The sequence below is a fragment of the Butyrivibrio sp. CB08 genome (assembly GCF_003625485.1).
Taxonomy (GTDB): Bacteria; Bacillota; Clostridia; order Lachnospirales; family Lachnospiraceae; genus Butyrivibrio.
In genome coordinates, this window is record NZ_RAIR01000009.1 from 78,480 (window position 1) to 104,062 (window position 25,583).

A 25,583-nucleotide genomic window follows, 5' to 3' on the forward strand; every position below is an offset into this window, starting at 1 on the left:
GAAGCAATATGTCTGAGAAAGTCCAGGGGCTAGTCCTGTATGGTGGCTTGAGTAAGGCATTTTCAAATATGCTTCCAAGTCTTCATCCGTTTGACCTTTGCGTTGGCATAGCTTTTGGAGCAGGACTGCGGCTTGCAGTCTATATCAAAAGCAAGAATGCCAAAAACTTTCGTCACGGAAAAGAGTATGGATCAGCACGATGGGGGAATCAGGAGGACATAGAGCCATTTGAGGACCCGGTGTTCGCCAATAATGTGATTCTTTCACAGACAGAGCGCATTACCATGAACAACAGACCCAAGGATCCAAAGCTTGCGAGGAACAAAAACGTCCTTGTGGTAGGTGGTTCCGGTTCTGGTAAGACAAGGTTTTTCATAAAGCCGAACCTCTTACAGTTCCACAGTTCCTATGTTTTGACTGATCCTAAGGGAACCGTCATCAATGAAGTTGGTAACGCTTTTGTACAGGCTGGCTACAGAATAAAAATATTCAATACTGTGAATTTCAAGAAGAGCATGCATTTCAATCCGTTCCAGTATATCCATTCGGAGTCTGACATATTGAAGCTCGTAACAACACTCATGGCAAATACCAAGGGTGAGGGCACTCCCGGAGATCCTTTCTGGGAGAAAGCCGAGAAGCTGCTTTATACAGCACTTATCGGCATGATCTATTATGAGGCTCCTGAGGAAGAGAGGAATTTTAATACACTTGTTGAAATGATCAATTCCATGGAGGTAAGGGAGGATGATGAATCATTCCAGAATGCAGTGGATATCCTGTTTTCAAGGCTTGAGAAAAAGAATCCTGATCACTTCGCAGTAAGGCAGTATAACAAATACAAATTAGCTGCCGGAAAGACCGCAAAATCCATTTTGGTTTCATGCGGTGCAAGGCTTGCCTGCTTTGACATTGAGCAGGTTCGTGAAGTTATGAGTTATGACGAGCTGGAGCTTGATACGCTTGGGGATAAGAAGACGATACTGTTCCTTATCATGTCAGATACGGACAGTACTTTTAATTTCCTTATCAGTATCATCTACAGCCAATTGTTCAACCTTCTTTGTGAAAAGGCCGATGATGTGTACGGTGGAAAGCTCCCTGTGCATGTACGCTGCCTCATTGATGAGGCGGCGAATATCGGCCAGATACCTAACCTGGAAAAGCTCATGGCTACCATACGAAGCCGTGAGATATCAGCAGCGCTGGTTCTGCAGGCAAAGTCACAGCTGAAGGCGATATACAAGGATAATGCAGAGACCATCTGTGCAAACTGCGATTCGCAGATATTCCTTGGCGGATCCGAGCAGTCAACGCTTAAAGATATAAACGCTACTCTCGGAAAAGAGACCATTGATATGTACAACACAGGTGAGTCAAGGGGAAGTCAGCCAAGTTACAACATGAATTATCAGAAGCTTGGACATGACCTTATGAGCATTGATGAGCTTTCCGTAATGGATGGCTCAAAATGTATCGTGCAGGTAAGGGGCGTAAGACCTTTCCTGTCAGATAAATATGATCTTACGCAGCATCCGAACTACAAGTACACAGCGGATGCAGACAAAAAGAACTGGTTTGATGTGGAGAAGTACCTTAGCCACAGAGTAGTTCTTAAACCTGATGATGAATATGAAGTCATCGAGGTAACAGATGAGGACTAAGATCCATTGCTGTGTCGATAAAGGGCATGGCTCTAAAGGTCTTTTCCTATAAAAGCCTTTAAACAGGCAGGTGTGGCCACACGCAGGAAATCAGTCGACGGATTTTCTGCAGCAACTATCAACCGGCACTCAAAAAGGAGAGTGTCGCTAACCAACAAAAAATATTGGAAGGAGGATGCCAGAAACGCAGTAATATAAAGCTATGCTGCGTTTTTGGTTTTCAAAATCATGGCATTTTTTCAGAGTTCAATCACAACATTGCAGACAATCGTAATTGCCCTTGGCGCAGGCCTTGGAGTATGGGGAGGTATTAACCTTCTTGAAGGTTATGGAAATGACAATCCCGGGGCTAAGTCACAGGGAATGAAGCAGCTTATACCCAGTTTGTTGGAACACTAAATACGAAAGGAAAAGCATAATCCAGATAGCCGTAGAAGTGTAGGTAAAATAATAGCTATTTTTGAAAAGTTCATACAGTAATTGCCGTGAGAACGGACTTTCAAAAAGTCTTAATGAAGAAGATTTCATTGAGGCTTTTTTATTTTGCATTGTTACGGCAGTTACCGAGGGGAAGTTTTCCTCCTCTTTTCTTCCCCTCCTTCCCTTTTCTTTCCTTCCTTCTTCCCCTAGAAAGAAGAGAAAAAGAAAGAACCAAAGAAAAAGAGAATAAAGATATACCCTATTTACTAACTAATCTTATCCTATCCATCCTATCTTATCTCTTCTTTTCGTTCTTTCCGTGCCGGAAACTACATAGCAGACCAAGAGGGCAGTCAGAAAGGAGCAAAAACATATGAGTAGCTTGACCAAGACGGAACAGGAGACAGTAATCAACTTCAATGTGGCAGAAACAGAGGCAGTTGTCTTTACCAGAGACAGAGCAGTTATGCGAAAACTTGACTCGTTAGTTACCGAGTTCCCAAGTGTGTATAGGTGCATAAAGGCAACAGATATCGACAAGACCTATGTTATGCCCAAGCAGTACGTTAGTTACCGTAAACCTAGACGCATATCAGCGGCTAGAAGGAAACAGATCCAGCAGCAAATGCAGGACATCAACAATGCAAAATGAACGGAGGTTATCTATGAGCGAGACAATCTATGGCTATGCAAGGGTTTCTACCCGTGAACAGAACGAAGACAGACAGATCCTTGCATTAATGGAGATGGGAGTGCCCCAGAGCAACATCTATCTAGACAAACTTTCAGGGAAGGACTTTGAGCGCCCGCAGTACAAGAAACTGCTTAAAAAGCTCAATGATAATTCTGTACTGTATATCAAATCCATCGATAGGCTAGGGCGTAACTATCATGATCTCAGTGATCAGTGGCGGATCATTACCAAGGAAAAGGGGGCTGATATTGTAGTTATTGATATGCCGCTTCTCGACACAAGGCGTGAAAAGAGCTTGTTGGGAACGTTTATCAGTGACCTTATTCTTGCCCTGTTGTCATACGTGGCAGAGACCGAGTACCAAACCATCCATCAGAGGCAGGCTGAAGGGATTGCTGCTGCAAAGGCAAGGGGAATAAAGTTTGGAAGGAAGCCTTCTCCGTTGCCACCAAATTTTCACGAGGTGTATCAGAGGTGGAAAATGGGGAAAATAACAGTTAAGCAGGCTGCATTTGAGTGTGGAATGCCACAAGCAACATTTTATTACAAAGCAAGGGGGTATCAGAAAGCCACCATTTTAAATGACTGATTATTTCTAAGAATGTGTACCTTCTTGGAATTTTATAGCAATTGCCTGCCTTCCATTAATATATCATATTTCGTATATTTCTTTTGTTAAAATTGTATAAACATGTCAACCATGCGGTTTACAAGTGAGTTGATTGTTGTGTCGGGATTATAAGAATCACCCATCCAAGAAGGTACACTTTATTAAACAAAAAATACTAAAAAACCAAATAAATACATAATGCTGTTTTGAGGCTTAGAAAGGAGAAATCTATGCCGGGATCGATATCAGAATACAAGTGCTTGTGCGCGGATAGAATAAAAAAAGTTGGAATAATAGTTCAAATAATTAATTCCATTGTCGGAGTGATTTTACTTTTTGCTCTATTTGATGATTGGAATATGATGTGGCTCTATGCTATTGTCAGTTGCGTCGCACTATGTGTTTCTGGTTATGTTACAAGAATTCTGTGTGACTGTCTGTCTGTAATTACAGAAAATCAATATTTAGATTACATGAATAGGAATATTCATTCTGACGTGGCAAAAAAGGATGCTTCTGAACAACTTCCTGAATTATAAAGGAGATGCTGTATGAGCGAAAGATTCCAAGAGTTAGGAAAAATACATAAAAATTTGTATTACGAAGGCAGCCCTGTGATAATTGAGGCTGGTGCGTTATATAAAGATGCTGAGAATTCTGAAGTCCTTGTACAGGTAAAGCTGAGAAATATTAGCGATAAGCATATTTCTTCATGCAAAATATTAGTTAGATCATTTGAAAATAACGGTCAACGATTAGGCGATGATATTGAACATTCTTTTTTGGATCTAGATATAGCAAATGGTGAGACTTTTGGTGAAAAGGTGCCTATATATCTCGCTGATTCAAATACAAGAATGATTTCTGTTGCCGTAAGTGAGATTGTTTTCAAGGATAAACAGATATGGAGTTCAGATGAAAAATCTGTTTGGAGTCCAGTTGAAGAACCGAAAAAACTAATAGATGAGCTAAAAGATGAAGAGTTAGTTCAACAATATAAAGTTGAAGTCGATATTGATGCTGAGTATGTCCCAGAAAAGCGTAGGGGATTATTTTTGTGTGCTTGTGGGGCAATTAATCTGGATAATGTAGGACAGTGTCATAACTGTGGTAAAAGTTATGAGATGTTACGTGAAAAGCTGAACATTGAGGAACTATCTAAAGCTTCTAAAGAACGATTAGCTAATATAAAAGTTGAAGAAGATTTAAAAAAGAAAAAAGAGCTCGAAGCAAAAGCAAAAACAAAAAAAGCTGTGATTATTTGTGCGGTTTTGCTGGCTATTATTTTCGTGGCATTTATCGGAATTGACTTTTCTAAGTATCAAAAAGGTGTAGGCTTACTTAAGGCCGAGAAGTATGACGAGGCTTTAGCTCAGTTCCAAAAAGTGAAAGTGATTGACACATCTTCACAAATAAAACAAATATATCAAGCTCAGAATTATGCTGAAGGCATTAAATGCATAGAATCACTGCAGTATTCTAGGGCGATAGAATATTTTTCTCTTTGTGGAGATTATAAAGATGCAAGGCAAAAAGCAGACGACATACGTCCGTACGTTGCTATTGAAGAAGCATCAAAAAAGATGATAGAAGGGGATTTGATAAAAGCCAGAGAATTATTGGAAGGTGTCCCAGAAAATATAAAAAGCGATGTGCCAGAAGTTTCACAGTATATTGGCTTGATTGATGAGGCAATAGGTTCTGGTTGGGGTGGAATATGGGAATTCCCTACTGGAGTAGGTGATCCGATTATGTATTATGTTGATTTAAAGATTATAGGTGGAGAGATATATGCTCAATTTACAAGTCATAATATTAAATTTGATCTTGATTTAGATATGGGAATGGGCAAAATCGAAGGGAACGTTGTAAATATACCAGGTAAGGATTATACACCAAGGCTTATTTCCAGCAAGAGGATGTCGGTTTATGGAGATGACGATACAGACGGAGAATTTTATAAAACAGAAACATTTGAGCAAATGTGGCAATTAAGAAATATGGATAAATAGATTATTTGAGGAGGCCTACTATGAAAAGGACAGTAGCATTGTGCATTTTTGTTATGTCACTTTTGGTTTCTGCATGTGGGAAAGATTACAATAAAAACGATTTTAGTTCTGTGATAAAAACTATCTCATGGAACATGACAATGGAGGATATAGTCTTATTAGAAGGGACACCAGATGACACACATGAATCTCTTGGGTCTACATTTGCCGAATACGAAGGCAAGCTTGATGGATATAAAGGTACATATATCTATAGGTTTGATGAAAATGGAACCTTAGATTTTATTAAATTCAGGTTTGAAGAAGGCTATGATGCAAATTCGTATATAAATGCTTTTATTGAAGAATATGGAGAGCCAGATAAGAAAAATGATTATTCTGATGATTGGTATGGGTTGGTGCAAGGTGAAAAAGCATTATTTGCATATACCAAGGACACCATGGTAGAAGTTGATAAAGTAGATTAAAAAGCATGAAGAGGCATACGCTGATAGTTTTTTGACAGATAGTCAAGAGAATTGGAGATATATACGATGAAAAAAAGCGTGACATATATAGATACTGAGACTGCTGCGGCTATCTTTGGCGTTACTAAAAATACTGTTACAAATTATTGTAGAAAAGATGAGATTAAAGGTTGTAAAAAAGATGATAAAGGTAGGTGGCTGATTCCGGTTGATTCAATTAAGCCACTGACAAAGAAAGAGAAGATAACAGCACTACAAGGAATACTGATTGTAAAAAACAATCCGAATGAACGTCCCCAATGGCTTGAAAATGAAACCAGTGTGAAAGGATTGGAATTATCTCTCAAGTACCTTTTTGATAACGGTTATATTTGTAATTATAAGCAAAAAAGAAAGAATGCGATATTAAAGATTGATAAAATACAATTAACTAATAAAGGGATGGATTTAGCTTTAGGTGGTGGGGGTAATAAAGCTCTAAACGTTGCTGTATCAACATTTAAAGAGTTGTTAAATCTGGTGACGCCGATTGCATCACTATATTTACAATATAAGTCATTGAGATAATGAATTAGTACGTAAAGTAGAATATAGAAAAGGAATGTGAAAGATGAATAAAATTGTCAAAATTAGAAAAATTATCGTAGTTGTAGCAACGATGTTGATAATGTGTAGTTGCGGTAGTTCCAATGAAAGTGGCATCGTAAAAGAATTTCAAAAGTCTCTGCTAAGACCTGAAACATTTACTATAAGAGATGCATGGACTTTAGATGGTTCGGTGCGAACAAAGGAGTTCTATGAGGATCTAAAATCTCTTTACAAAGATGAAAAGGCATATGAGCGGGATTATGCTGAACAGACAAGAGATTGCAATTTTATTTTACTGCATTGTACATATGAAAATGCAGGAGGTGTGATGGAAGAACATTATGTATTATACGATAAGGATACTGATAAATATACAGATTATTCAATGAGTGATATTACTGATATAGGTAGCAAAGTAGGTACAATACCAAGCGGAGAACAGTTTGTATTTGACGCAGCAGGCGATTACTTGGACAGTTATGATTACGGAAATAAGCTTACAACATGGACAGATAGTCAGATTGATAGTTTGAACAAAACTTTGAAGAAATAAATCTAAATCACTTCAGTATGAAGCAAAGAGGATTATTCCAAAACGGAATAGTCCTTTTTTCTTTGTTCTGCAGGACAAAAGATAAATTTTATTGAAGGGAGGCGATCTATATTGATAGATCCAACTGTAACAACTAACAAAGGCGTTGAGAACGCCGAGAAGAATCTCGAGCAGGCTAAGCATAGGCTTGCTACCGAGAAGAAGAAAGCTAATGACGCTCGTAGGAGAATTGAGAACCGTCACAAGTATATGATGGGTGGCGTTGTTCACAAATATTTTCCTGAGTGTTTCAGCTTTGAAGAGGGTGAGATGAATGAAATCCTCAAAGCAGCATTGGCAACACAGGAATGCAAATCTGTGATAAATGCCATCAAGTCCAGAGCAAGAAGTCAGGCTGTGAAATCAGCAGAAAGCGAGGTGAACTCATGATGACCCGAGTACCAACCATTCCCACCACTTCTCTTTCACCCAATTTATTGGGTGCGCACAGATGTACCATCTCCGATGGTACGTGCGCTCTACCGAGGGTCTCCTGCGGAGGGCGTTGCCCATGTTGCCCATGTGCAATAGGGGCAGCTGTGCTTCCCCTACAGCGCAGAGAGCAGCGCTTACCCCATCGTTCATCCTCTAGACGTCATAGCCATTCTACAAGTGGCTATGAGGTTACGAGGATAGTTCGCCTTTCAGAGCACTATGGGGAACGTGAACGCTTACGTTCTGCTCTGAAGGCTATGCGTGCGGCAGAAAGGAGGTTGGCTGATGCCAAAGTTTCTGAGCACACGCATATCAGTCGTTTCCCGAGGAGGAAGTAAGGGAGGCGGATCTGCTGTTGACGCTTCGGGTTATATTGATCGTGAGAAGCGTTACAGTGAATATGATGGGCACACCTATTATCCTGATGCAAAGGAAGATCTTGTTCACAAGGAGGTTGATATTCCCGAAAATGCACCAAGGGAATATCTTGATCCTTCCATTCTCTGGAACGAAGTTGAGAAGGTGGAGAAAGCCAAGAATGCTCAGCTTTGTAGGATGATGAAAGCCTCTTTGCCAAATGAATGGACTTATGAGCTTGCTGTGGAAGTTGTTAGAAAATATGTCATGGAGAACTTTGTTTCCAAAGGCATGTGTTGTGACTGGGCAATTCATGATTCAGTCAACAAACATGGACAGCGTAATCTGCATTTTCATTGTTTGATGACCATGAGATCCATGGATGAAAATGGCAAATGGCTGCCCAAGCAGCGTAAGATTTATATCCTTGATGAGCAAGGCAACAAAATCCGTCAGGGCAAGAACTATAAATGCAAGACAGAGCATGTTACCGATTGGGATGACAAGGGTAAAGCCAAGGAGTGGAGAAAGAATCTTAGCGACCTGATCAATCAGACCAATGAGGCTATTGGTGTTGGTGAGAAATGGGAGCACAGGTCTTTTAAAGAGCTTGGGCTTGATATCCTTCCTACGATTCATCTTGGAAGTGAAGCTAATGCGCTGGAAAATAAGGGAATCCATACAGAGCGTGGCGACTATAACCGCAAGGTCATGGAGCTTAGAGGCGTTGCCAAGTATATCAATGTCATGTCAGCGACAATTAACTCTATCAAGGATACTGCTAAGAGGCAGGCTGCAACAGTGAAAAATGAAATCACTGAACTTATTGATAAAGTAGTGAAACGTCATGGACGCATGCAGCTGCCAATCATAAGCGGTAAGTATCTAAGGAAGGTCTCTCATAGAGAAAAGCTTCAGGATCCGGATGTCATGAAAGGCTTTGCGGAGAAAAAAGGTATTACCACTTTTGATGAATTACAGGCATATATTGATGAGCATGGAGCTGTCTATGACAAACTTGCGGCAGATCATGACAAGGGTACTGCGAGAGTTGATGTTCTTAGTGCCAAGATATCAGCTTGGGAGAGATATAAAGGCTTCATGGAAGTTTATAACAAAAGCCAGAGCCTGAAAGGTCTAGCTAGGTTGAAGTTTGACAAGGAGAACAGGGCAACCCTGGACGCTATGCCTAAGGAATATGAAAGATTCCGAAAGGTAATCCCAAAGGGTGAGAAGATCACTCCTGATGCATGGCGAAAGGAGATAGATAAGATCATTGATGGACAGGATCCGATTTTGGAAAAAATGGTTGGCGAAGTCTATGATCTTGCTTATGCAGAAGTCATTGGGTACAACAGAGACAATGAACAGCGTGAGCATATGAATGAAGTCAAGCAGAAGGAAAGAGAGCAGGAGCGCTCACACAAGCCACAGAGAAAGCACAGTTATCAGGAAAGATGATTGTGTTTTTTATATTATTGTAAATGTATTTTCACTGTGTTATAGTCTAATAGACTTGAGGTCGCAGCCACTTGAGGTCGCAAATTGCGACCTCAAGTTTATGAAAGTTGGGAGATGCATTAGATGGCAGCTAAGAAGGTAAAAACACAGAAAGATACAGCTATTTCAACTCAGAACAATAATACCGAACTGAAAAGTAACACAGACATTCAGAACATGATTTATACTGTCAGGAATCAGCAGATCATGCTTGATAGCGATTTGGCAGACATGTATCAAGTTGAGACAAAGCGTCTTAATGAGCGTGTTAAGAGGAATATTGAAAGATTTCCGGAGACATTCTGTTTTCAGCTGACCAAAGAAGAATATGATAACTTGAGGTCGCAATTTGCGACCTCAAGTGAGGAGTATGGTGGACGTAGATATTTGCCTTACGTATTCACAGAACAGGGAATTGCTATGCTTTCAGCAGTTTTGAATAGTGAAGTAGCAATTAAAGTCAGTATACGAATCATGGAAGCATTTGTTGAAATGCGAAGGTTCATGGCAAATAACGCTATGCTTTTTGAAAGGATAAGTGCGGTAGAACTTAAGCAATTAGAGTTTCAGAAGAAAACCGAAGAGAAGCTTGATGAAGTATTTGAGTATATCGCGGATCATGCCGAATCAGAGCAGAAAATTTTCTATGACGGTCAGATTTATGATGCATTTAGCCTTATAGTTTCGCTTATAAAGAAGGCTGGTAAGACAATTGATCTTGTGGATGGCTATGTTGATGTTGTGACGTTAAACATTCTGGCAAAGAAAAAGAAAGGTGTTAACGTCAATGTTTATACTTTTCCAAAGACTAAGCTGAGCCAGACAGATATAAGCAATTTCAATGCTCAATATCCAAATCTTACAGTGAAATACACTAATGCATTTCATGACAGATTTCTTGTTGTTGATGGAAAGACCGTTTACCACATCGGTGCTTCAATAAAGGATGCCGGTAAGAAGTGTTTCGGAATTACATTGATACAGGATAATGATATGGCAAATGACCTTATCAACAGGCTCAAAAAAATAAAATAATTGCTAAATGCGCATGAAGCAGTAGATCAATAGAACGGTCTGCTGCTTTTTTGTGCCTTAAGAACACGATAATCCGATAAGAACAGTAGAACATACTGTTTATTTCTTTTACGTTAGGAGGTATTTCCATGTGTAAGACAAGTTTCAAAGTGACGGTTTTTTATGATGGCACGAGGACTGCCAAGGAAGTCCTCAATGATGCTATTGCAGCAAAGGTAAGAAGAAAAATTGATAACGATATAGAGATTCTAGAGGGAAAGGACTATAATCAAGATAATACTCAGGAAATAATTTATCCGAGTCTATCTGGATTATGCGGGTAAATGAGTATGAGAATGTCGAATGAACAAATGGAGGAACTCCTTGCACCAACTTACAGAGTGGGAGTGTATTGCAGGCTTTCCAAAGAGGATGATGATATCCGAGAGGGAGAAAGCCAAAGTATATCCCATCAGCGTGAGATCATAGAGGGGTTCTGCAAGAAGAAAGGGTGGCGAGTAGAGGACGTTTATACTGATGACGGCTATTCAGGTACAACTTCGAATAGACCGGATCTGCAGAGACTTTTGAAGGACATCGAGGACAAAAGAATAAATGTTGTTGTCACCAAGGACTACAGCCGTTTGGGAAGAGATAATCTTTTCACTGAGAACCTGCGTGAGATATGGTTTCCGAAGCATAATTGCCGCTATGTTGCTATCAACGATAACATTGATACCATGTACGAGGATGAGTATGCACCATTCAAGGCAGTTATCAATTCACAGTATTCCAAGGATATCTCCAAGAAGGTTCACTCATCATATATGAATCAGGCTGAAAAAGGCAGATACACAGGTGTTGTACCGCCCTTCGGATATCTAAAAGATCCAGAGGACACATATCATCTTGTGATTGATGAGGAAACAGCTCCTTATGTCAAACAGATATTTGATTGGGCGTTGGATGGGCATGGAACAGCTTATATCAAGCGCAGACTTGAAGCTAACAAAGTACCTTGCCCCACATGGTGGAACAGAAAGCGTGGTTTCCGTAACCATTTTACCAAGTGGGAGATCCAGGATCCTGAGAACGGCAAGTATGTATGGGATGACTCGGTAATTGGCGATATGTTAATAAACCCTGTTTACTATGGTGCAGTAGCATCACAGAAAAAGAACTATAAGTTCAAAGTCGGGGTAATTAACGAGAAAAAACCAGAGGAATGGATTATTGTTGAGAATACCCATGAGCCTATTGTGGATCAGGACTCTTTTGATATTATTCAGCAGAAGATCGAGTCAAGAAAATGCAGCCGTGGTGATGGTACGTATTCACTGTTTGCAGGACTTATCAAGTGCGGAGAATGTGGGAAGGCTCTTACAATCCGCAAGACTAATGCAAAATATCCACAGGATATATATGCATGTGTGACCTACAACAGACATGGCAAGAACCACTGCACACAGCACCGTGTTGAGTATGATACTCTTTACAACATTGTTTTTGACGAGATCAAGAGCCTTGCAAAGCAGACAGTTGATGCAGAAGAGGTAGCAAGAAGCCTTGCAGATGCCTATGAGCAGGAGCGTGAAGAACAGAAAGAACTGTTGGAGCGCAATATCGCCAAGGCTAAGAGCAGGATCGAGACCTTGGACCGCATGACATCTAAGCTGTATGAGGATCTTCTTTCAAGTAAGATATCCGAGAGCATTTTCGGATCCATGATTGAAAAGACCAAGACAGAGACCGAAGATCTTGAAAAGCAGATTGCAGCAGACGAGAAACGCCTTTCTACAAACGACAGTGAGAGCGGTAATGCAAGAAAATGGATAGACCTTATCAAGGACTATGCAGATATTACTGAGCTTGATGCCGACACCCTTAATCGTCTGGTTAAGCAGATAGTTGTTCACGAAGAAATAACAGAGGACGGAGATAGGAACATCTCAATGGAGATCCATTACAACTTCCGTCCAACAGATGAATCTAAGACCTATAATCTTTCTGAGGTAGCTGAGGCAAATTCTGATGCCAAGGCTATGCTAAGACAAATTCTATAAACTTCTACGGTACAGAGTAGCTATAATTCTAGCTACTTTGTACACCTTAATATTTCCATCAAATTTGGTATAACACAGCTGATGGCTGGTGGCGGTGTTGCTCTTATCGGAACAACAGTAGTTCCTCTTCTTGCAGGACTTCTTTGATTTAGATCCTGCAGGATAATTACAACTGAATATTGGAAAGTAACTTTTGTGGACTGGTCATATGGGAAATCCCATAGCCAGTCCTTTTTTGATTCAACAAACAATTAAAAGTCCAGCGGTAAGCTGGCAGAAGAAACAGGAGGGATATTTTGGAAAGAGTATGGCAGGAACTGGAAGAACATCTCAAAGAGTACATAATCCCTTCCCTTATGACGCTGTTCCAGACCATGTTTGGATATGTGAATGATGAAGTCAGTGGTATTGCTTCTGATGTTGCAATGACCCCATCGGCTTTTTCGCCATCGGTCTTTGGCATGGTAAGGAATGTTTCAGAAAATGTGATAATGCCGATTGCGGGCATAATACTGACGTTTGTTGCGTGTTATGAGCTGATACAGCTTATCATCAGTTACAACAATCTGGCGAACTTCGAGACATGGTTTATCTTCAAGTGGATATTCAAGACAGCAATTGCGGTAGAGATCATCACGCATACCTTTGATTTTGCAATGGCTGTATTTGATGTGGCTAATCATGTGATATCAAGCGCGGGTGGAGTCATAGCTGCTTCCACAGCAATAGATTCCTCTGCACTTTCATCACTGCAGTCCACGCTTGAAGCCATGAATATTTTTGAACTTTTCGGACTGTATTTTCAGGTGTCCATCATCTTCATAACAACCCTTATATTATCCAAGATAATATTCGTGATCATTTATGTGAGGATGATCGAGATCTATATGTACGTTTCCATGGCTCCAATCCCATTTGCAACATTCGGAAACAGGGAGCAGAGTGCTATGGGAATGAACTACGTGAAGAGTCTATTTGCCCTTGGTTTCCAGGGATTTTTAATCATGATATGTGTCGGTATCTACGCGGTACTTATACAGTCCATAGCATTTTCAGGAGATATAGTCGGATCCCTCTGGGGAGTTGTAGGCTATACGCTTCTGCTTGCATTGTCTCTGTTTAAGACAAACACAGTTGCAAAGTCGGTATTACAGTGTATTTAAAGGGAAGGAGTAATAATGGCAGCTTCGTACATAAGCGTGCCAAGAGACTTAACAAAGGTCAAAAGCAAGGTGTTCTTGAATCTGACCAAAAGACAGCTCATCTGCTTTTCAGTGGCGGCACTCATAGGAGTACCGTCATTTTTCCTGATAAAGAGTGTGGCTGCGGTCAATGTGGCAGTAATGGGAATGATGGTACTTATGATGCCGATATTCTTTTTTGCCATGTATGAAAAGAACGGAAGACCTTTGGAAGTTTATCTTGGCCATTTTATACAGGCCGTTTTCATAAGGCCAAAGAAACGTCCGTACAAAACGGATAACTATTATGCAGCACTGGAGAGATGTGCTGCTACGCAGAAGGAGGTGGAGAAAATTGTTCGTGCTTCCATGGAAGAAAAAAGATAATTCCAGGGAATTTAAAATGCCCGAAGGATTATCACGAAAACAACAGGAAGAAGTAAGAGTAATTATAAAAAATGCAAGGAAGGACGATGGGACTCCAAGATCAGCCCAGCAGACACTTCCTTTTGAGAGAATGTTCCCGGATGGTATCTGCAGAGTAGGAGGGGATTTCTACACAAAGACGATACAGTTCCAGGACATCAACTACCAGCTTGCACAGCAGGAGGATAAAACGGAGATATTTGAGGAATGGTGTGGATTTCTGAACTTCTTTGACAGTTCGGTGCAGTTCCAGCTTTCATTCATGAACTTCGCAACAGAGATAGGAGATTTTGAGAAAAAGATTGCTATTCCACATCAGGAAGACGGATTCAATGATGTAAGGGATGAGTATTCCGGAATACTCTTAAAGAACATGCAGGCCGGTAATAACGGACTTACCAAAGTAAAGTACATTACTTTTGGGATCCATGCGGATTCAATGAAGTCCGCGAAACCAAGGCTGATCCATATTGAAATGGATATCCTTAACAATTTCAAACGTCTGGGAGTAATAGCTGAGACTCTTAACGGAGCACAGCGACTTGAACTCATGCACAGACAGACTCATATGGGAGATAGTGCAAAGTTCCATTTCGACTGGAAGTATCTTGCTGGCAGCGGTCTTTCAGTAAAAGACTTTGTGGCTCCAAGCTCATTTGAGTTCCCTAATGGAAGATATTTCAAAATGGGGGATACATGGTGTGCCATGAGCTTTCTTTCAATCGATGCTTCCGATGTGAGCGACAGGATGCTTGCAGATTTCCTTGGAATGGAATCAAGTCAGATCGTCACAATGCATCTTAAGTCAGTAGACCAGAACGAGGCTATTAAGACTGTAAAGCACACAATCACTGAGCTTGACAGAAGCAAGATTGAGGAACAGAAAAAGGCAGTAAGAGCCGGATATGATATGGAAATCATACCAAGTGATCTTGCGACTTATGGAAAGGATGCAAAGGCACTCCTTAAGGAATTGCAGTCACAGAATGAGAGAATGTTCCTTCTGACTTTCCTTATCATGAATACAGGAAAGACAAAGGAAGAGCTGGATAACAACTTATTCCAGGCTTCATCCATAGCACAGAAGCATTCCTGCAATCTGATAAGACTTGATTTCCAGCAGGAGCAGGGCTTTGTAAGCACACTTCCTCTTGCATATAACGAAGTTGATATCCAGCGTGGTATGACAACTTCGAGCACAGCTATTTTCGTGCCTTTCACCACACAGGAGCTTTTCCAGGATCACAGGGGTGCTCTTTATTATGGACTTAATGCTCTTTCAAACAACCTTATCATGGTAGACAGAAAGATGCTTAAGAATCCTAACGGACTTATCCTTGGTACACCTGGTTCCGGTAAGTCTTTTGCTGCAAAGAGGGAGATTGTAAATTCCTTCCTTGTAACAGACGATGACATCATTATTTCGGATCCTGAGCAGGAGTACAAAGCCCTGGTGGATTACCTTGGCGGTCAGGTAATAAGGATCAGTCCAACATCAACGCAGTATGTAAATCCGATGGATATCAACATGAACTATTCTGATGATGATAACCCGGTCATGCTGAAGGTTGATTTCATCCTTTCACTAATGGAGCTTATCATGGGTTCAAGGGATGGTCTGCAGCCTACAGAAAGAACAGTCATCGACAGATGTACAAGGGCGGTTTACAGGAAGTATCTTGAAAATCCTGTGCCTGAGAATATCCCGATATTGGAAGACCTTTACAACGAGCTTTTAAAACAGGATGAGCCTGAAGCCAAGTATGTTGCAACTGCTCTTGAAATCTATGTAAGTGGTTCGCTTAGCGTGTTCAACCACAGGACAAACGTTGACATCAATAGCAGACTCGTTTGCTACGACATCAAGGATCTTGGTAAGCAGCTTAAGAAGATAGGAATGCTTATCATTCAGGACCAGGTATGGGGCAGGGTCTCAGCCAACAGAGAAATGGGAAGATCCACAAGGTACATCATGGATGAGATGCACTTGCTATTACGTGAGGAACAGACTGCAGCCTACACAGTGGAAATCTGGAAGAGATTCCGTAAGTGGGGCGGCATCCCGACAGGCGTTACGCAGAACGTCAAAGACTTCTTAGCAAGTGCTGAAGTTTCCAACATTTTTGAAAACTCAGACTTTATTATCATGCTTAATCAGGCTATTGGCGATAGACAGCTTCTTGCCAAGCAGCTCAATATAAGTCCGCACCAGCTTTCGTATGTAACACATTCGGGAGAAGGCGAAGGACTTATTTTTTATGGAAATGTCATTCTGCCATTTATAGACAGGTTCCCTAAGGACACCAAGATCTATAAGGCGATTTCCACCAAGTTCTCAGAATCTTCTGAGGATAAAGCTGCTTAAACAGACAGGAGATGAGTTATGGAAGAAGGATTATACACAAGGAATCCTCCGGGTGAGGAGGATTCTGCATCTCCGGAGGATAAAGCTCCGAGAGTGCATGGAAACAAATTAAAGAATAAGGATTCTGCCAGAAGATATTATGAACAGAAGCTCCGCACCGGTAAAGCTGATAACAGCATGACACCTGAGGAGAAACAGCACAGGGACAAGATAAAGAAGCAGACACAGAAGAAGGCTGCAGAGGTCGAAAAGACAAGGAAAGCTGAGGAAGCAAAGAAGAAGGACCGAAATGTGAGTAAAAGTTCGGGAAATCTATCGGATGCAGCATCGAAAACCGCAGCTGGAGTCGGAGTCATGTCTGATGTTGTGAATTCCACGGATGATGGTAAGAGCGAGAGTGCTGTTGCCGAGGAAGTATTTGATATTGGCGGATATGTTGCCAGCGGTGCAGTCAGTCACGTTACTTCGAAGGTAAAAAGCGGTAAGTACAGCAAGAAAGTACATGGGAAAAGAGAGCTTTCTGGCGGAAGTACAGATGCCGCAAAGGAAAGAGCCAGAAAAGAACTTCAGAGGAAAATGATACAGAAGCAGGCCAAGGCTGCAGAAGGCGGTGCCAAGTTTGGTGAAAAGGTAGGAGAAAAAACCAGGGATGTAGTAAGTGCAATCGGTGAGTGGATGAAGAACTTTGCCGAAGAGCATCCCGTAATCAGCATAATCGTGGTTCTGATACTTCTTGTAGTACTTGTGTGCGCTGGATTTCTTAATTCCTGTGCAGCAATCGGATCCGGAGTAGGCGATGTGACCATAGTAACCTCTTATACTGCAAAGGACGAGGATATCCTTGCGGTAGAAGATGATTACAAGGAACTGGAAGCAGGGCTTCAGGACGAGATAGATGAGATTGATACGGATGGATATGACGAAGTTAATTACTATCTTGATGAAGTAGGGCACAATCCATATCAGCTTGCAGCGATACTTACTGTGATTTTTGAGGCTTATACAAGGGATGAGGTCCAGGCTAAACTACAGGAAATCTTTGAACTACAGTATGAGATCACTACGGAAGAAGTTGTTGAGACCAGAGAAAGAGAGGTCGAAGACGTTAGGTGGGTTGAGGATGATTCCTACGAAGATGGTGGATATTGGGAAGAGTATACCTATACCGAAGAATATGAGTACTACATCTTGAATGTCTATCTTGTAAATCACACCCTTGATGAAGTGGTTGAAGAGCTTGGCTTCACTGATGATGAGATGGCACGTTACGAAGTGCTGCTTGAGACCTATGGTAACAAGAAGTATCTCTTTGGCGAGGAAGATTATTACAACATCCCCGATGATCATCCCGGAGACAGAGACGACTATCATGTGCCGGGGGAATACCTTACAGATGAGCAGTTTGCAAGGATGCTCCATGAAGCTGAGAGCCATCTTGGAACACCTTATGTCTGGGGCGGTTACAGTCCTTCGGGATTTGACTGCTCAGGATTTGTGAGCTGGGTAATAAATCACTGCGGTAACGGATGGAACTTTGGAAGACTTACTGCAAACGGACTCAGGGCAAGAACAGACTATGTTCCAGCTTCAGAAGCAAAGCCAGGAGATCTTATCTTTTTCCAGGGCACATATGATACAGCCGGGGCCAGTCATGTCGGAATATATGTCGGCAACGGAATGATGATCCATGCAGGTAATCCTGTGAAATACTCATCGATCAACACGCCATACTGGCAGAGCCATTTCCTTGAATTTGGCAGGATTGGCGGTTAAGGGAGGACAGATATGTTTGAGAAACTGAATAAACTAAGAACTGAGCATGAAAAGGCCAAGGCAAGGTTAGAAGAAGCCAAGGCAAAGTATGAGGAAGCAGAAGAAAAGCTAAATGCAGAGCTGGCTACAAGCATACTTGATGTGGTTGCACGAAAAGACTTCACACCGGAACAGCTTGCAGAGCACCTTGGTGTAGCTGACAAGGAAAAGGCAGCTTTATCCAAGAGTAAGAAGAAAGAAGCAAAACCTACGAAGGATGATGATGCCGAGCCACTGCCTTTTACAGATGATACAGATGCTCGTGATACTGAAAATGATGGAATTATGGAGGATATCTTAAATGAAAGTTTTTAAGTTAATAACTGCCAAGGCAAAGGTACTTGGCTGCTCAGTGGCTCTTATGGGGTCACTTTTTTGTTTTACACCGGTAACTGCATTTGCAGGTGGATATGACTGCACCTGTGAGACCAAGTGTACTGAGGATCATGTTGATGAAAACTGCAAACTTTGCAAAAAGGACTATCGTAACTGCGAGGGCAAGGAGCCTGAGATAGAGGAAAAGTGGGGACCACTTACTCCGGATGGAAACATGGAACTTGTTGATGATTACGGAAGTCTTGAAGCCGGTGGCAAGCAGTTCATTACTGTAATGACCAAGAACGGCAATTACTTTTACATCATTATTGACCGTGATGATGACGGTAATGAGAAGGTTCACTTCCTCAATATGGTTGATGAGTCAGATCTTTTATCTCTGATGGATGATGACCAGGTTAGTGAATATATCAAAGTTACAGGAATAGGTAAGGAAGAGGAAAAAGAGCCTGAGGTTGTAAAGCCAGAGCCACAACCTGAACCGGAGCCTGAACCCGAACCAGTGGAAGAAAAGCCTGAGAAAGAGCCTGTGAATGTGACAGGAATCATGGCAATCATTCTTATTATTGCACTTGGCGGTGTAGGCGGATTCATGTATTACACATCAACAAAGAATTCAAAGAAGAAGTCCAGCGGTGAGGATCCTGATCAGGACTATGAAGACGAGGACTATCTTAAGAGCATGAGTTCAGATGATGACGATGATGAGATCCAGCTTGATAACGAGCAGACTGATGAGTCTTCAGGTGACAGAGGTGATGAGTGATGGCAAGAAAGTCAAGATATGTTGCATATGCAAAGAAAGCAAAAAGTAGCGTGAAAGGGGTAAAGAAGCAGGAGCCGATAAAGGCTCCTGTTGGCGATAAGGGCGAAAGAAAGTAAGAGGACAAGCTTATGGATGAAAAAAGTGCAAAAAACGGCAGTGAATACCAGCGCCCATCCAATGAAGAAAAGCTGAAAGAGCTGACAGACAAGCTGCAGGATGGCGTAAAGGCAGTCCGTGACAGTGCAGAATACAAAAAGCTGCTTGCAACAATGGCAAAGTTTCCGCATTATTCCCTGAACAACTGCATGCTCATAGCGATGCAGAAGCCCGATGCAACTCTATGTCAGGGCTACAATGCCTGGAAAAAGATGGGGCGCTATGTAAGAAAAGGCGAGAAGGGCATTAAGGTCATAGCACCAAGTCCTTATACAATCCAAAAGGAAGTGGATGTGCTGGATTCAAAAGGTCGCCCTGTTCTTGATCAGGACGGGGAGCCTGTGAAGCAGACAAAGGAACTCAATCTCATGGGATTCAAGGCAGAGACAACCTTTGATATTTCACAGACGGAAGGAAAAGAGCTTCCGAGAGTCGGAGTTGATGAGCTTAAGGGCAGCATTGATAAGTATGAGGTCCTTATGGGAGTTCTTAAGGATATAAGTCCTGTTCCGATAGGCTTTGAGGACATCAAGAGTGGTGCCAAGGGATATTATCACATAGAAGATAAGAGGATCGCGGTTCAGCAGGGAATGAGTGAGCTGCAGACTCTTAAGACCTGTATTCATGAGATTACTCATGCGATGCTTCACGGAGATACAACTGAGAATATCAGCAAGAATCGCAAGGAACTTGAAGCTGAAGGTACAGCAAGTATTGTGTTATCTTTCATGGGCTATAACACAGATGATTACAGTTATCCGTATCTTTGTGGATATACATCTGATGCGGATATGAAAGAACTCAAGGCTTCGCTTGGAACAATCAGACAGACTTCATCCAGGATCATCAAGAAGATTGAGGATACGCTGGGAGAGATCTACAAGGAGAGAAATCCTGAGATTGTGCCGGATAACGAGCCGGAGAAAGATTCTTCCGGGAAGATGAGGGAGGTTGATGAAAAAGAAATCAGCACCAGCAATAAAAGTCCTATATCAAATGTTGCAACACTACCGAAAGAAAAGGAGATTGCAGAAAGAGCAGCCATACTTGTTACGGAACTAATGAAAGAACCGGGCGTGGATATAAAGCCCATTGAAGAAGTTACGAAATGTTATGGTATTGCTCAGACTAATGCCTGGTATGGTGGCCCTAAAGAGTTCCATTTTCTGTCTGAAAAGGGACAGATTGATTTCATTGGACACACCTATGAATGTGGATATGAAGATTTCAGTGCCACGACAACGATAATGGAAAATGGCAAAGTGCTGTTCGACCTTGATGGCGTATGCACAGGAGCATATAAGATCAGCGTTAGGAATGAAGGAAGCTTTAAAAGTGGAAGTGAGTGCATAAAGTATCTTGAGGAAAAATATAAGAATGAAAGCTTTATTGTGGTGGATAGAGATGGACAAATAATCCCAAAGAAAAAGACCATTGGAACAGTACGTATACTGCCCGATGGTGCCGGAGGAAAGAAACAGTCTCTTTTGGACTCGCTGAAAGTTGAAAAGGAAAAAATCAAAAATAGAATAACCGGAAATACCGGTAAGGATGAAAAGGGGGTGGCAATCTGATGGGAACAGTAGATGAAGGCTGGAAGGATGCGTCCGATTTTGCAGATGAGCTTCCTTTCGGAAATTTTGAAGATGGCAGTGGTACAACACAGGCTTATGAAGCGGATGATATTGTCGGTAACTGTCCTGTGTGTGGCACTCACGTTGTAGAACGTGAAAAGGGATTCTTCTGTAACAACATGGACTGCAACTTTGCACTCTGGAAGAATAACAGATTTTTCCAGGCTATAGGCAAGGAGATGACCAGAGAAGTTGCGGATGACCTTGTGAACGGTGGAACAGTCAAGCTCATTGACTGTAAGTCACAGAGAACAGGAAACACATTCAGTTGCTACGTTGACCTTACAACTGACGAGGAGGGAAAAGCTCATTTCGAGATCCGATTTCCCAAAGGCGGGCGCAGAAGGGAGTGATATTGTTATGGAAAGAAGAACAGGAACACCCATTGAAAAGTGGGATGATGTTAATGGTAAGACTACAGATGCAACGGCTGTTTCTGTAAATGACCTGTCACAGGGCGAGAGGTTTATCCAGCTCCGTGAGAGTACAGGAATGAACAGAACAGAGTTTGCAGATTATCTCGGTATTCCTTACAGAACAATGCAGGACTGGGAACGTGATGCACGTACCATGCCAAATTATGTTTTCGCTCTTATCGAGTATAAGGTTACAGCTGAGTTTGGCTTAAAAGTTCCCCAGGAACTTGATCCTAACACAATCGGTAATGTCAGAAGAAGCCTTGAGGACCAACTGGAGCAGAACGACAATATGATTGGCGATGGGGTGATCAACAATATTGCTCCGCAGAATCCTGTAGAGAACATTAAGGATGACAACGCCAACGGCATTCCTGATGAACAGGAGGAACTTGGTACGGTGGCATCACATGAAAAGAGCAAACCATTTCATGTAAGCGTGGCTGAGAAGGAAGAGAAGACATCTCTTCTGAAGGAGCTACGCGATTGCATCCCGGAACCTTCAGAACGTTCTCACAGGGCATTATCCCCTGAGCTGGTGCTGTGATATGGCAGTTAGTTATGGCGAGAGCATTCTTATCAAAATGACACCGGAGGACATCAAGGCTATAGAAGCCAAGATGGAACAGGCCGGAGTCAAGAACCGGAGTGCATATATCAGAAAGATGGCAAGGGATGGATATATCATCATGCTTGATCTGTCAGACCTTAAAGAGGTGCTTCGTCTGCTCCGTATTAACAGTAACAACCTAAATCAATATGCTAAGAAAGCAAACGAGTGTGGTGAAGTATATCGTGAGGACATGAAGGTGCTACAGTCGCAGCTTGATGAGATATGGGAAGCTGTAAGAGGAATACTTGAAAGATTGGCGAATATAAGCTGAGTTTTGCGGCCATGGGATTTATTCTCATGGCCGCTTTTCTGATTCTTCAAGAAATCTGTTCTTTATAGAAAATTCATTTGAGATTGGGGCTATGTAAATGATATTGTATCTTTATCTAGAATTAGACAGTGATTGTTCAGGATTTGTGATCGATGATACTATTTGATGATTTACCGTTGGACAAGGAAATATTGGATGCATTAGCTGAGCTGAAAATCAATTATGTATTTCAGCCTATTTTTCGTGCAGATGGAAAGACGATATTTGCAAGGGAAGCTCTCATGCGTCCTTTAGACATGTCAGTCATGGAACTGATTGAAGACTATACTAAAAAAGATAAGCTCCACATACTTGAGATCGCAACATTCTTTGGAGCTTTCCAAGAATATGAGCTTAGAGGATACACAGAACATATCTGCCTCAACTCTTTTCCTTCAGAATGCTTTTCACCATCTGAGACAAAAGCATTTGCAGACTATTATGGGGATCCAAGAGGTGTAGGAATTATTGAAATTCTTGAATATCCATACATCTCTGAGTTTGCCTGCAAGATGAAAAAGGGAGATACTAAGGGACAGCGACTAAAGATTGCAGTAGATGATTTCGGAACTGGCTTAAGCGACATGAACCTTGTAAATATGTACGAACCTGACATAGTAAAGCTTGACCGGGACCTGATTTCTGATATAGACAAGATTCCTGAAAAGCAGGAAAAAGTTAGGAACCTTTTACAGGAATTCCATTCGAGGAACATGCTTGTAGTAGCTGAAGGCATAGAGAGAAAAGAAGAATTTGATTATCTGGTAGATCTCGGGATAGATCTTTTCCAGGGATTTTACCTTGCAAGACCGTCATAATTACTTTATGTGACATTGAAATGAATATTTCAGATAAGAAAGTTTAAGTGTATCTCAGGTGAGATGCACTTATTTTTTATGGAGAAAAAACATGGCAGCAACAAGACTAATATCATTGCATATGAACAAGGGAAGGACTCTGGCGAAGTGTCTGAAGGACAGAACGGATTATGAAATGAACCCGGATAAAACAGAAAAAGGGAAATACATTTCATCTTATGCCTGTGATCCGAAGACTGTTGTGGAAGAGTTTCTTTTATCCAAAAGAGAATATGAGCAGAAGACCGGTAAGCATCCTAAGAATGATGTGATTGCATATCAGATTAGGCAGTCCTTCAAGCCTGGGGAGATAACACCGGAGAAAGCAAACAAGATTGGATATGAAACAGCCATGAGGTTTACCAAAGGCGATCATGCTTTTATGGTTTCAACTCACACGGACAAGGCTCATATTCATAATCATATTATCTTTAACTCAACTGCCCTCAGCGGTGACAGGAAGTTTAAGGATTTTCTTTTGTCGGGCATGGCACTTGGAAGACTTTCCAATTTAATCTGTATGGAGAACGGATTATCTGTTATTGCTCCACAACCTTATCACAGTAAAACAACATATATCCATGAAGAAAGAGGACCTACCTTCAGGGACAAGCTCAGGGAATCAATCGATGTGGCTCTTTCCAAAAGGCCAGGCTCTTTCGATGAGCTGTTATCTGAATTATCAAAACAGGGCTATGAGATAAAACGTGGCAAACATATTTCAGTTAGGGGAAACGGTCAGCAGAGATTTATCCGCTTCCGTTCTCTTGGAGATGGCTACACAGAAATAGATCTGCAGAAAAAGTTTGAAGGTATTGAGAAGGGAACAGCTCCGAAAGAAGAGACACCAAAGAAAACAGAGAAACCATTTTACAGGGATGAAAAGTTTGATCTTCTGATAAATATTCAGGACATCATTGCCCAGGGAAAAGGTCCTGGCTATGAGATGTGGGCGAAGAAGTTCAATGTAAAAAATGTCATGAAGGCAATTCTCTTTTTCCAGGAGAAGGGACTAAGGACTTATGCTGAGCTCGAAAAAATGGCAGGAGATACCTCTGATAGATTCTCTCAGCTCTCCGATGACATCAAAGGGTACGAGAGTAAGCTGAAGAAAATCTCAGAACAAAAGAAAGTCATAAAGGATTATTCAAGTACAAAAGAAATTTATCAGCAGTACAGGCAGTCGGGCTACAACAGAAAATTTTTTGAAGAGCATAAAGAAGAGATTATGACTCATAAAGCAGCGAAAGATGCTTTTGATAAATACCAGGGTAAGTTTCCGTCATACAAAGAACTCAGTGCTGAGTATGACAGAGTGCTTTCGAAAAAAAGAGCTGCCTATGCTGAGTATAAGGAAGTCAGAAAAGATATGCAGACATATCAGACTGCAAAGTATGACATTGATCAGATACTTGGTATTGGAAAAGAACAGGAACAGAATAAAAATCGTGAACGCTCACGATGATCTTTGGGGGACAGTCCATAGTGGCTGTCCCTTTCTACTAAATTAACAAACGTCATTTGCCATCTTCTTGGCGAGAATTCTTTCAGCTCCGGAAGGAGCGTAGTCAGATTTTAATCTGAGGCGAGGGGATTGGGGATGTGCCCCAACAAGTGAGTTTCGGGAAGGTATATACCGAAACCCCACTTGCCACTTTACTCTACCCCTTTGGGGATGGGGATGACGCGCGGGACTTTTGAGGGAGGAACAAATAAAAATGATCAGGGGAAAACAAAACGGAAGCCAAAAATACGAAGTTATATATGCGGATCCGCCATGGAGGTTTCGGGTCCGGACAGAAAAAGGAAAGGGAAGGAGTGCAGAGAATCATTACCCGACAATGAAGCTGGAGGATATCTGCAATCTTCCGGTTAAAGAAATTGCTGCAGACGATTCGATTCTTTTCATGTGGGCAACGTTTCCGAATCTGAAAGAGGCGTTTGATGTGATCGATGCCTGGGGATTCGATTACAAGACCGTGGCCTTCGTCTGGGTGAAACAAAATAAAAAATCGGATTCACTTTTCTGGGGCATGGGTTATTGGACAAGATCCAACACTGAGGTGTGCCTACTTGCAACCAAAGGTCATCCGAAGCGAATCAACTCAGCAGTCCATCAGGTTATCATCAGTCATATTGAAGAACATAGTAAGAAGCCAGCAGAGACAAGAGATCGGATCGTAAAACTTGTAGGTGATGTCCCTCGGGTGGAACTCTTCGCAAGACAAAAGACTCCAGGGTGGGACACCTGGGGGAATGAAGTTGAGAATGATCTGGAGCTGGTGGCATAAAAAC

The 25,583-nt window shown here is 41.6% G+C and carries 25 protein-coding genes and 2 pseudogenes; all 27 read left to right on the top strand.

From position 1 onward, the window contains the following. Positions 1-71 precede the first annotated feature (71 nt). A pseudogene (locus tag D6855_RS14305) lies at positions 72-1,664 on the top strand (VirD4-like conjugal transfer protein, CD1115 family); the annotation flags it as partial. A gap of 228 nt (positions 1,665-1,892) precedes the next feature. Then, on the top strand, positions 1,893-2,063 hold the full coding sequence (locus D6855_RS14310) for a Maff2 family mobile element protein (RefSeq protein ID WP_120742418.1): 171 nt from the start codon (positions 1,893-1,895) through the stop codon (positions 2,061-2,063). Between the two features lie 394 nt (positions 2,064-2,457). After that, entirely contained in the window at positions 2,458-2,736 is a 279-nt protein-coding gene (locus D6855_RS14315; protein ID WP_120742284.1) for a hypothetical protein, read from the top strand. A gap of 13 nt (positions 2,737-2,749) precedes the next feature. Further along, positions 2,750-3,367: a recombinase family protein gene (locus D6855_RS14320; protein WP_120742286.1), complete on the top strand. Its 618-nt coding sequence runs from the start codon at positions 2,750-2,752 to the stop codon at positions 3,365-3,367. 572 nt (positions 3,368-3,939) lie between these two features. Then, positions 3,940-5,400, top strand: coding sequence for a hypothetical protein (locus D6855_RS14330; protein ID WP_120742290.1), 1,461 nt, complete (start codon positions 3,940-3,942; stop codon positions 5,398-5,400). Positions 5,401-5,420: 20 nt separating this feature from the next. Continuing rightward, positions 5,421-5,867, top strand: coding sequence for a hypothetical protein (locus D6855_RS14335; RefSeq protein WP_120742292.1), 447 nt, complete (start codon positions 5,421-5,423; stop codon positions 5,865-5,867). A gap of 66 nt (positions 5,868-5,933) precedes the next feature. Continuing rightward, positions 5,934-6,434 carry a helix-turn-helix domain-containing protein gene (locus D6855_RS14340; RefSeq protein WP_120742294.1) on the top strand — a complete coding sequence of 167 codons (501 nt, stop codon included), beginning with the start codon at positions 5,934-5,936 and terminating at the stop codon, positions 6,432-6,434. Positions 6,435-6,477: 43 nt separating this feature from the next. Then, positions 6,478-7,008: a hypothetical protein gene (locus tag D6855_RS14345; protein WP_120742296.1), complete on the top strand. Its 531-nt coding sequence runs from the start codon at positions 6,478-6,480 to the stop codon at positions 7,006-7,008. A 111-nt stretch (positions 7,009-7,119) separates the two neighbouring features. Then, a complete protein-coding gene (locus D6855_RS14350; RefSeq protein WP_120742297.1) occupies positions 7,120-7,437 on the top strand; it encodes a hypothetical protein in 318 nt (105 codons plus the stop codon). A 330-nt stretch (positions 7,438-7,767) separates the two neighbouring features. Continuing rightward, the gene (locus tag D6855_RS14355; protein WP_120742299.1) at positions 7,768-9,300 is read left to right on the top strand and encodes a MobA/MobL family protein; all 1,533 of its coding nucleotides are present in this window, start codon (positions 7,768-7,770) and stop codon (positions 9,298-9,300) included. A gap of 216 nt (positions 9,301-9,516) precedes the next feature. After that, on the top strand, positions 9,517-10,374 hold the full coding sequence (locus D6855_RS14360; RefSeq protein ID WP_243111963.1) for an ORF6N domain-containing protein: 858 nt from the start codon (positions 9,517-9,519) through the stop codon (positions 10,372-10,374). Positions 10,375-10,502: 128 nt separating this feature from the next. Next, a complete protein-coding gene (locus D6855_RS14365; protein WP_120742306.1) occupies positions 10,503-10,697 on the top strand; it encodes a hypothetical protein in 195 nt (64 codons plus the stop codon). Positions 10,698-10,703: 6 nt separating this feature from the next. Next, positions 10,704-12,416 carry a recombinase family protein gene (locus D6855_RS14370; protein WP_442861351.1) on the top strand — a complete coding sequence of 571 codons (1,713 nt, stop codon included), beginning with the start codon at positions 10,704-10,706 and terminating at the stop codon, positions 12,414-12,416. Between the two features lie 66 nt (positions 12,417-12,482). Beyond that, a pseudogene (locus D6855_RS14375) lies at positions 12,483-12,563 on the top strand (Maff2 family mobile element protein); the annotation flags it as partial. A 149-nt stretch (positions 12,564-12,712) separates the two neighbouring features. Next, positions 12,713-13,579, top strand: a complete 867-nt coding sequence (locus tag D6855_RS14380) for a VirB6/TrbL-like conjugal transfer protein, CD1112 family (RefSeq protein WP_120742308.1) — start codon at positions 12,713-12,715, stop codon at positions 13,577-13,579. Positions 13,580-13,594: 15 nt separating this feature from the next. Continuing rightward, positions 13,595-13,984, top strand: coding sequence for a PrgI family protein (locus D6855_RS14385; RefSeq protein ID WP_026495882.1), 390 nt, complete (start codon positions 13,595-13,597; stop codon positions 13,982-13,984). A 16-nt stretch (positions 13,985-14,000) separates the two neighbouring features. Then, complete coding sequence (locus D6855_RS14390) at positions 14,001-16,388, top strand: VirB4-like conjugal transfer ATPase, CD1110 family (RefSeq protein ID WP_120742424.1); 2,388 nt, start codon at positions 14,001-14,003, stop codon at positions 16,386-16,388. A gap of 18 nt (positions 16,389-16,406) precedes the next feature. Further along, positions 16,407-18,161 (top strand): C40 family peptidase, encoded by a 1,755-nt coding sequence (locus D6855_RS14395; protein ID WP_120742310.1) that lies wholly within the window; start codon positions 16,407-16,409, stop codon positions 18,159-18,161. Between the two features lie 12 nt (positions 18,162-18,173). Beyond that, positions 18,174-18,515, top strand: a complete 342-nt coding sequence (locus D6855_RS14400; protein WP_120742312.1) for a DUF4315 family protein — start codon at positions 18,174-18,176, stop codon at positions 18,513-18,515. Continuing rightward, entirely contained in the window at positions 18,502-19,302 is an 801-nt protein-coding gene (locus D6855_RS14405) for a DUF4366 domain-containing protein (RefSeq protein WP_158589551.1), read from the top strand. Before D6855_RS14400 ends, D6855_RS14405 begins: the two co-directional genes overlap by 14 nt. A gap of 128 nt (positions 19,303-19,430) precedes the next feature. Then, a complete protein-coding gene (locus D6855_RS14410) occupies positions 19,431-21,032 on the top strand; it encodes an ArdC-like ssDNA-binding domain-containing protein (protein ID WP_120742314.1) in 1,602 nt (533 codons plus the stop codon). Continuing rightward, positions 21,032-21,445, top strand: a complete 414-nt coding sequence (locus tag D6855_RS14415) for a hypothetical protein (RefSeq protein ID WP_120742316.1) — start codon at positions 21,032-21,034, stop codon at positions 21,443-21,445. The genes D6855_RS14410 and D6855_RS14415 overlap by 1 nt, the downstream gene beginning before the upstream one ends. 7 nt (positions 21,446-21,452) lie before the next feature. Beyond that, complete coding sequence (locus D6855_RS17105) at positions 21,453-22,055, top strand: helix-turn-helix domain-containing protein (protein WP_330546980.1); 603 nt, start codon at positions 21,453-21,455, stop codon at positions 22,053-22,055. Position 22,056: 1 nt separating this feature from the next. Next, positions 22,057-22,392 carry a plasmid mobilization protein gene (locus tag D6855_RS14425; RefSeq protein ID WP_120742318.1) on the top strand — a complete coding sequence of 112 codons (336 nt, stop codon included), beginning with the start codon at positions 22,057-22,059 and terminating at the stop codon, positions 22,390-22,392. 152 nt (positions 22,393-22,544) lie between these two features. Then, a complete protein-coding gene (locus tag D6855_RS14430; protein ID WP_120742320.1) occupies positions 22,545-23,249 on the top strand; it encodes an EAL domain-containing protein in 705 nt (234 codons plus the stop codon). Between the two features lie 91 nt (positions 23,250-23,340). After that, positions 23,341-24,753: a relaxase/mobilization nuclease domain-containing protein gene (locus D6855_RS14435; RefSeq protein ID WP_120742322.1), complete on the top strand. Its 1,413-nt coding sequence runs from the start codon at positions 23,341-23,343 to the stop codon at positions 24,751-24,753. Positions 24,754-25,006: 253 nt separating this feature from the next. Next, positions 25,007-25,579, top strand: a complete 573-nt coding sequence (locus tag D6855_RS14440; RefSeq protein WP_120742324.1) for an MT-A70 family methyltransferase — start codon at positions 25,007-25,009, stop codon at positions 25,577-25,579. Positions 25,580-25,583: the final 4 nt, after the last annotated feature.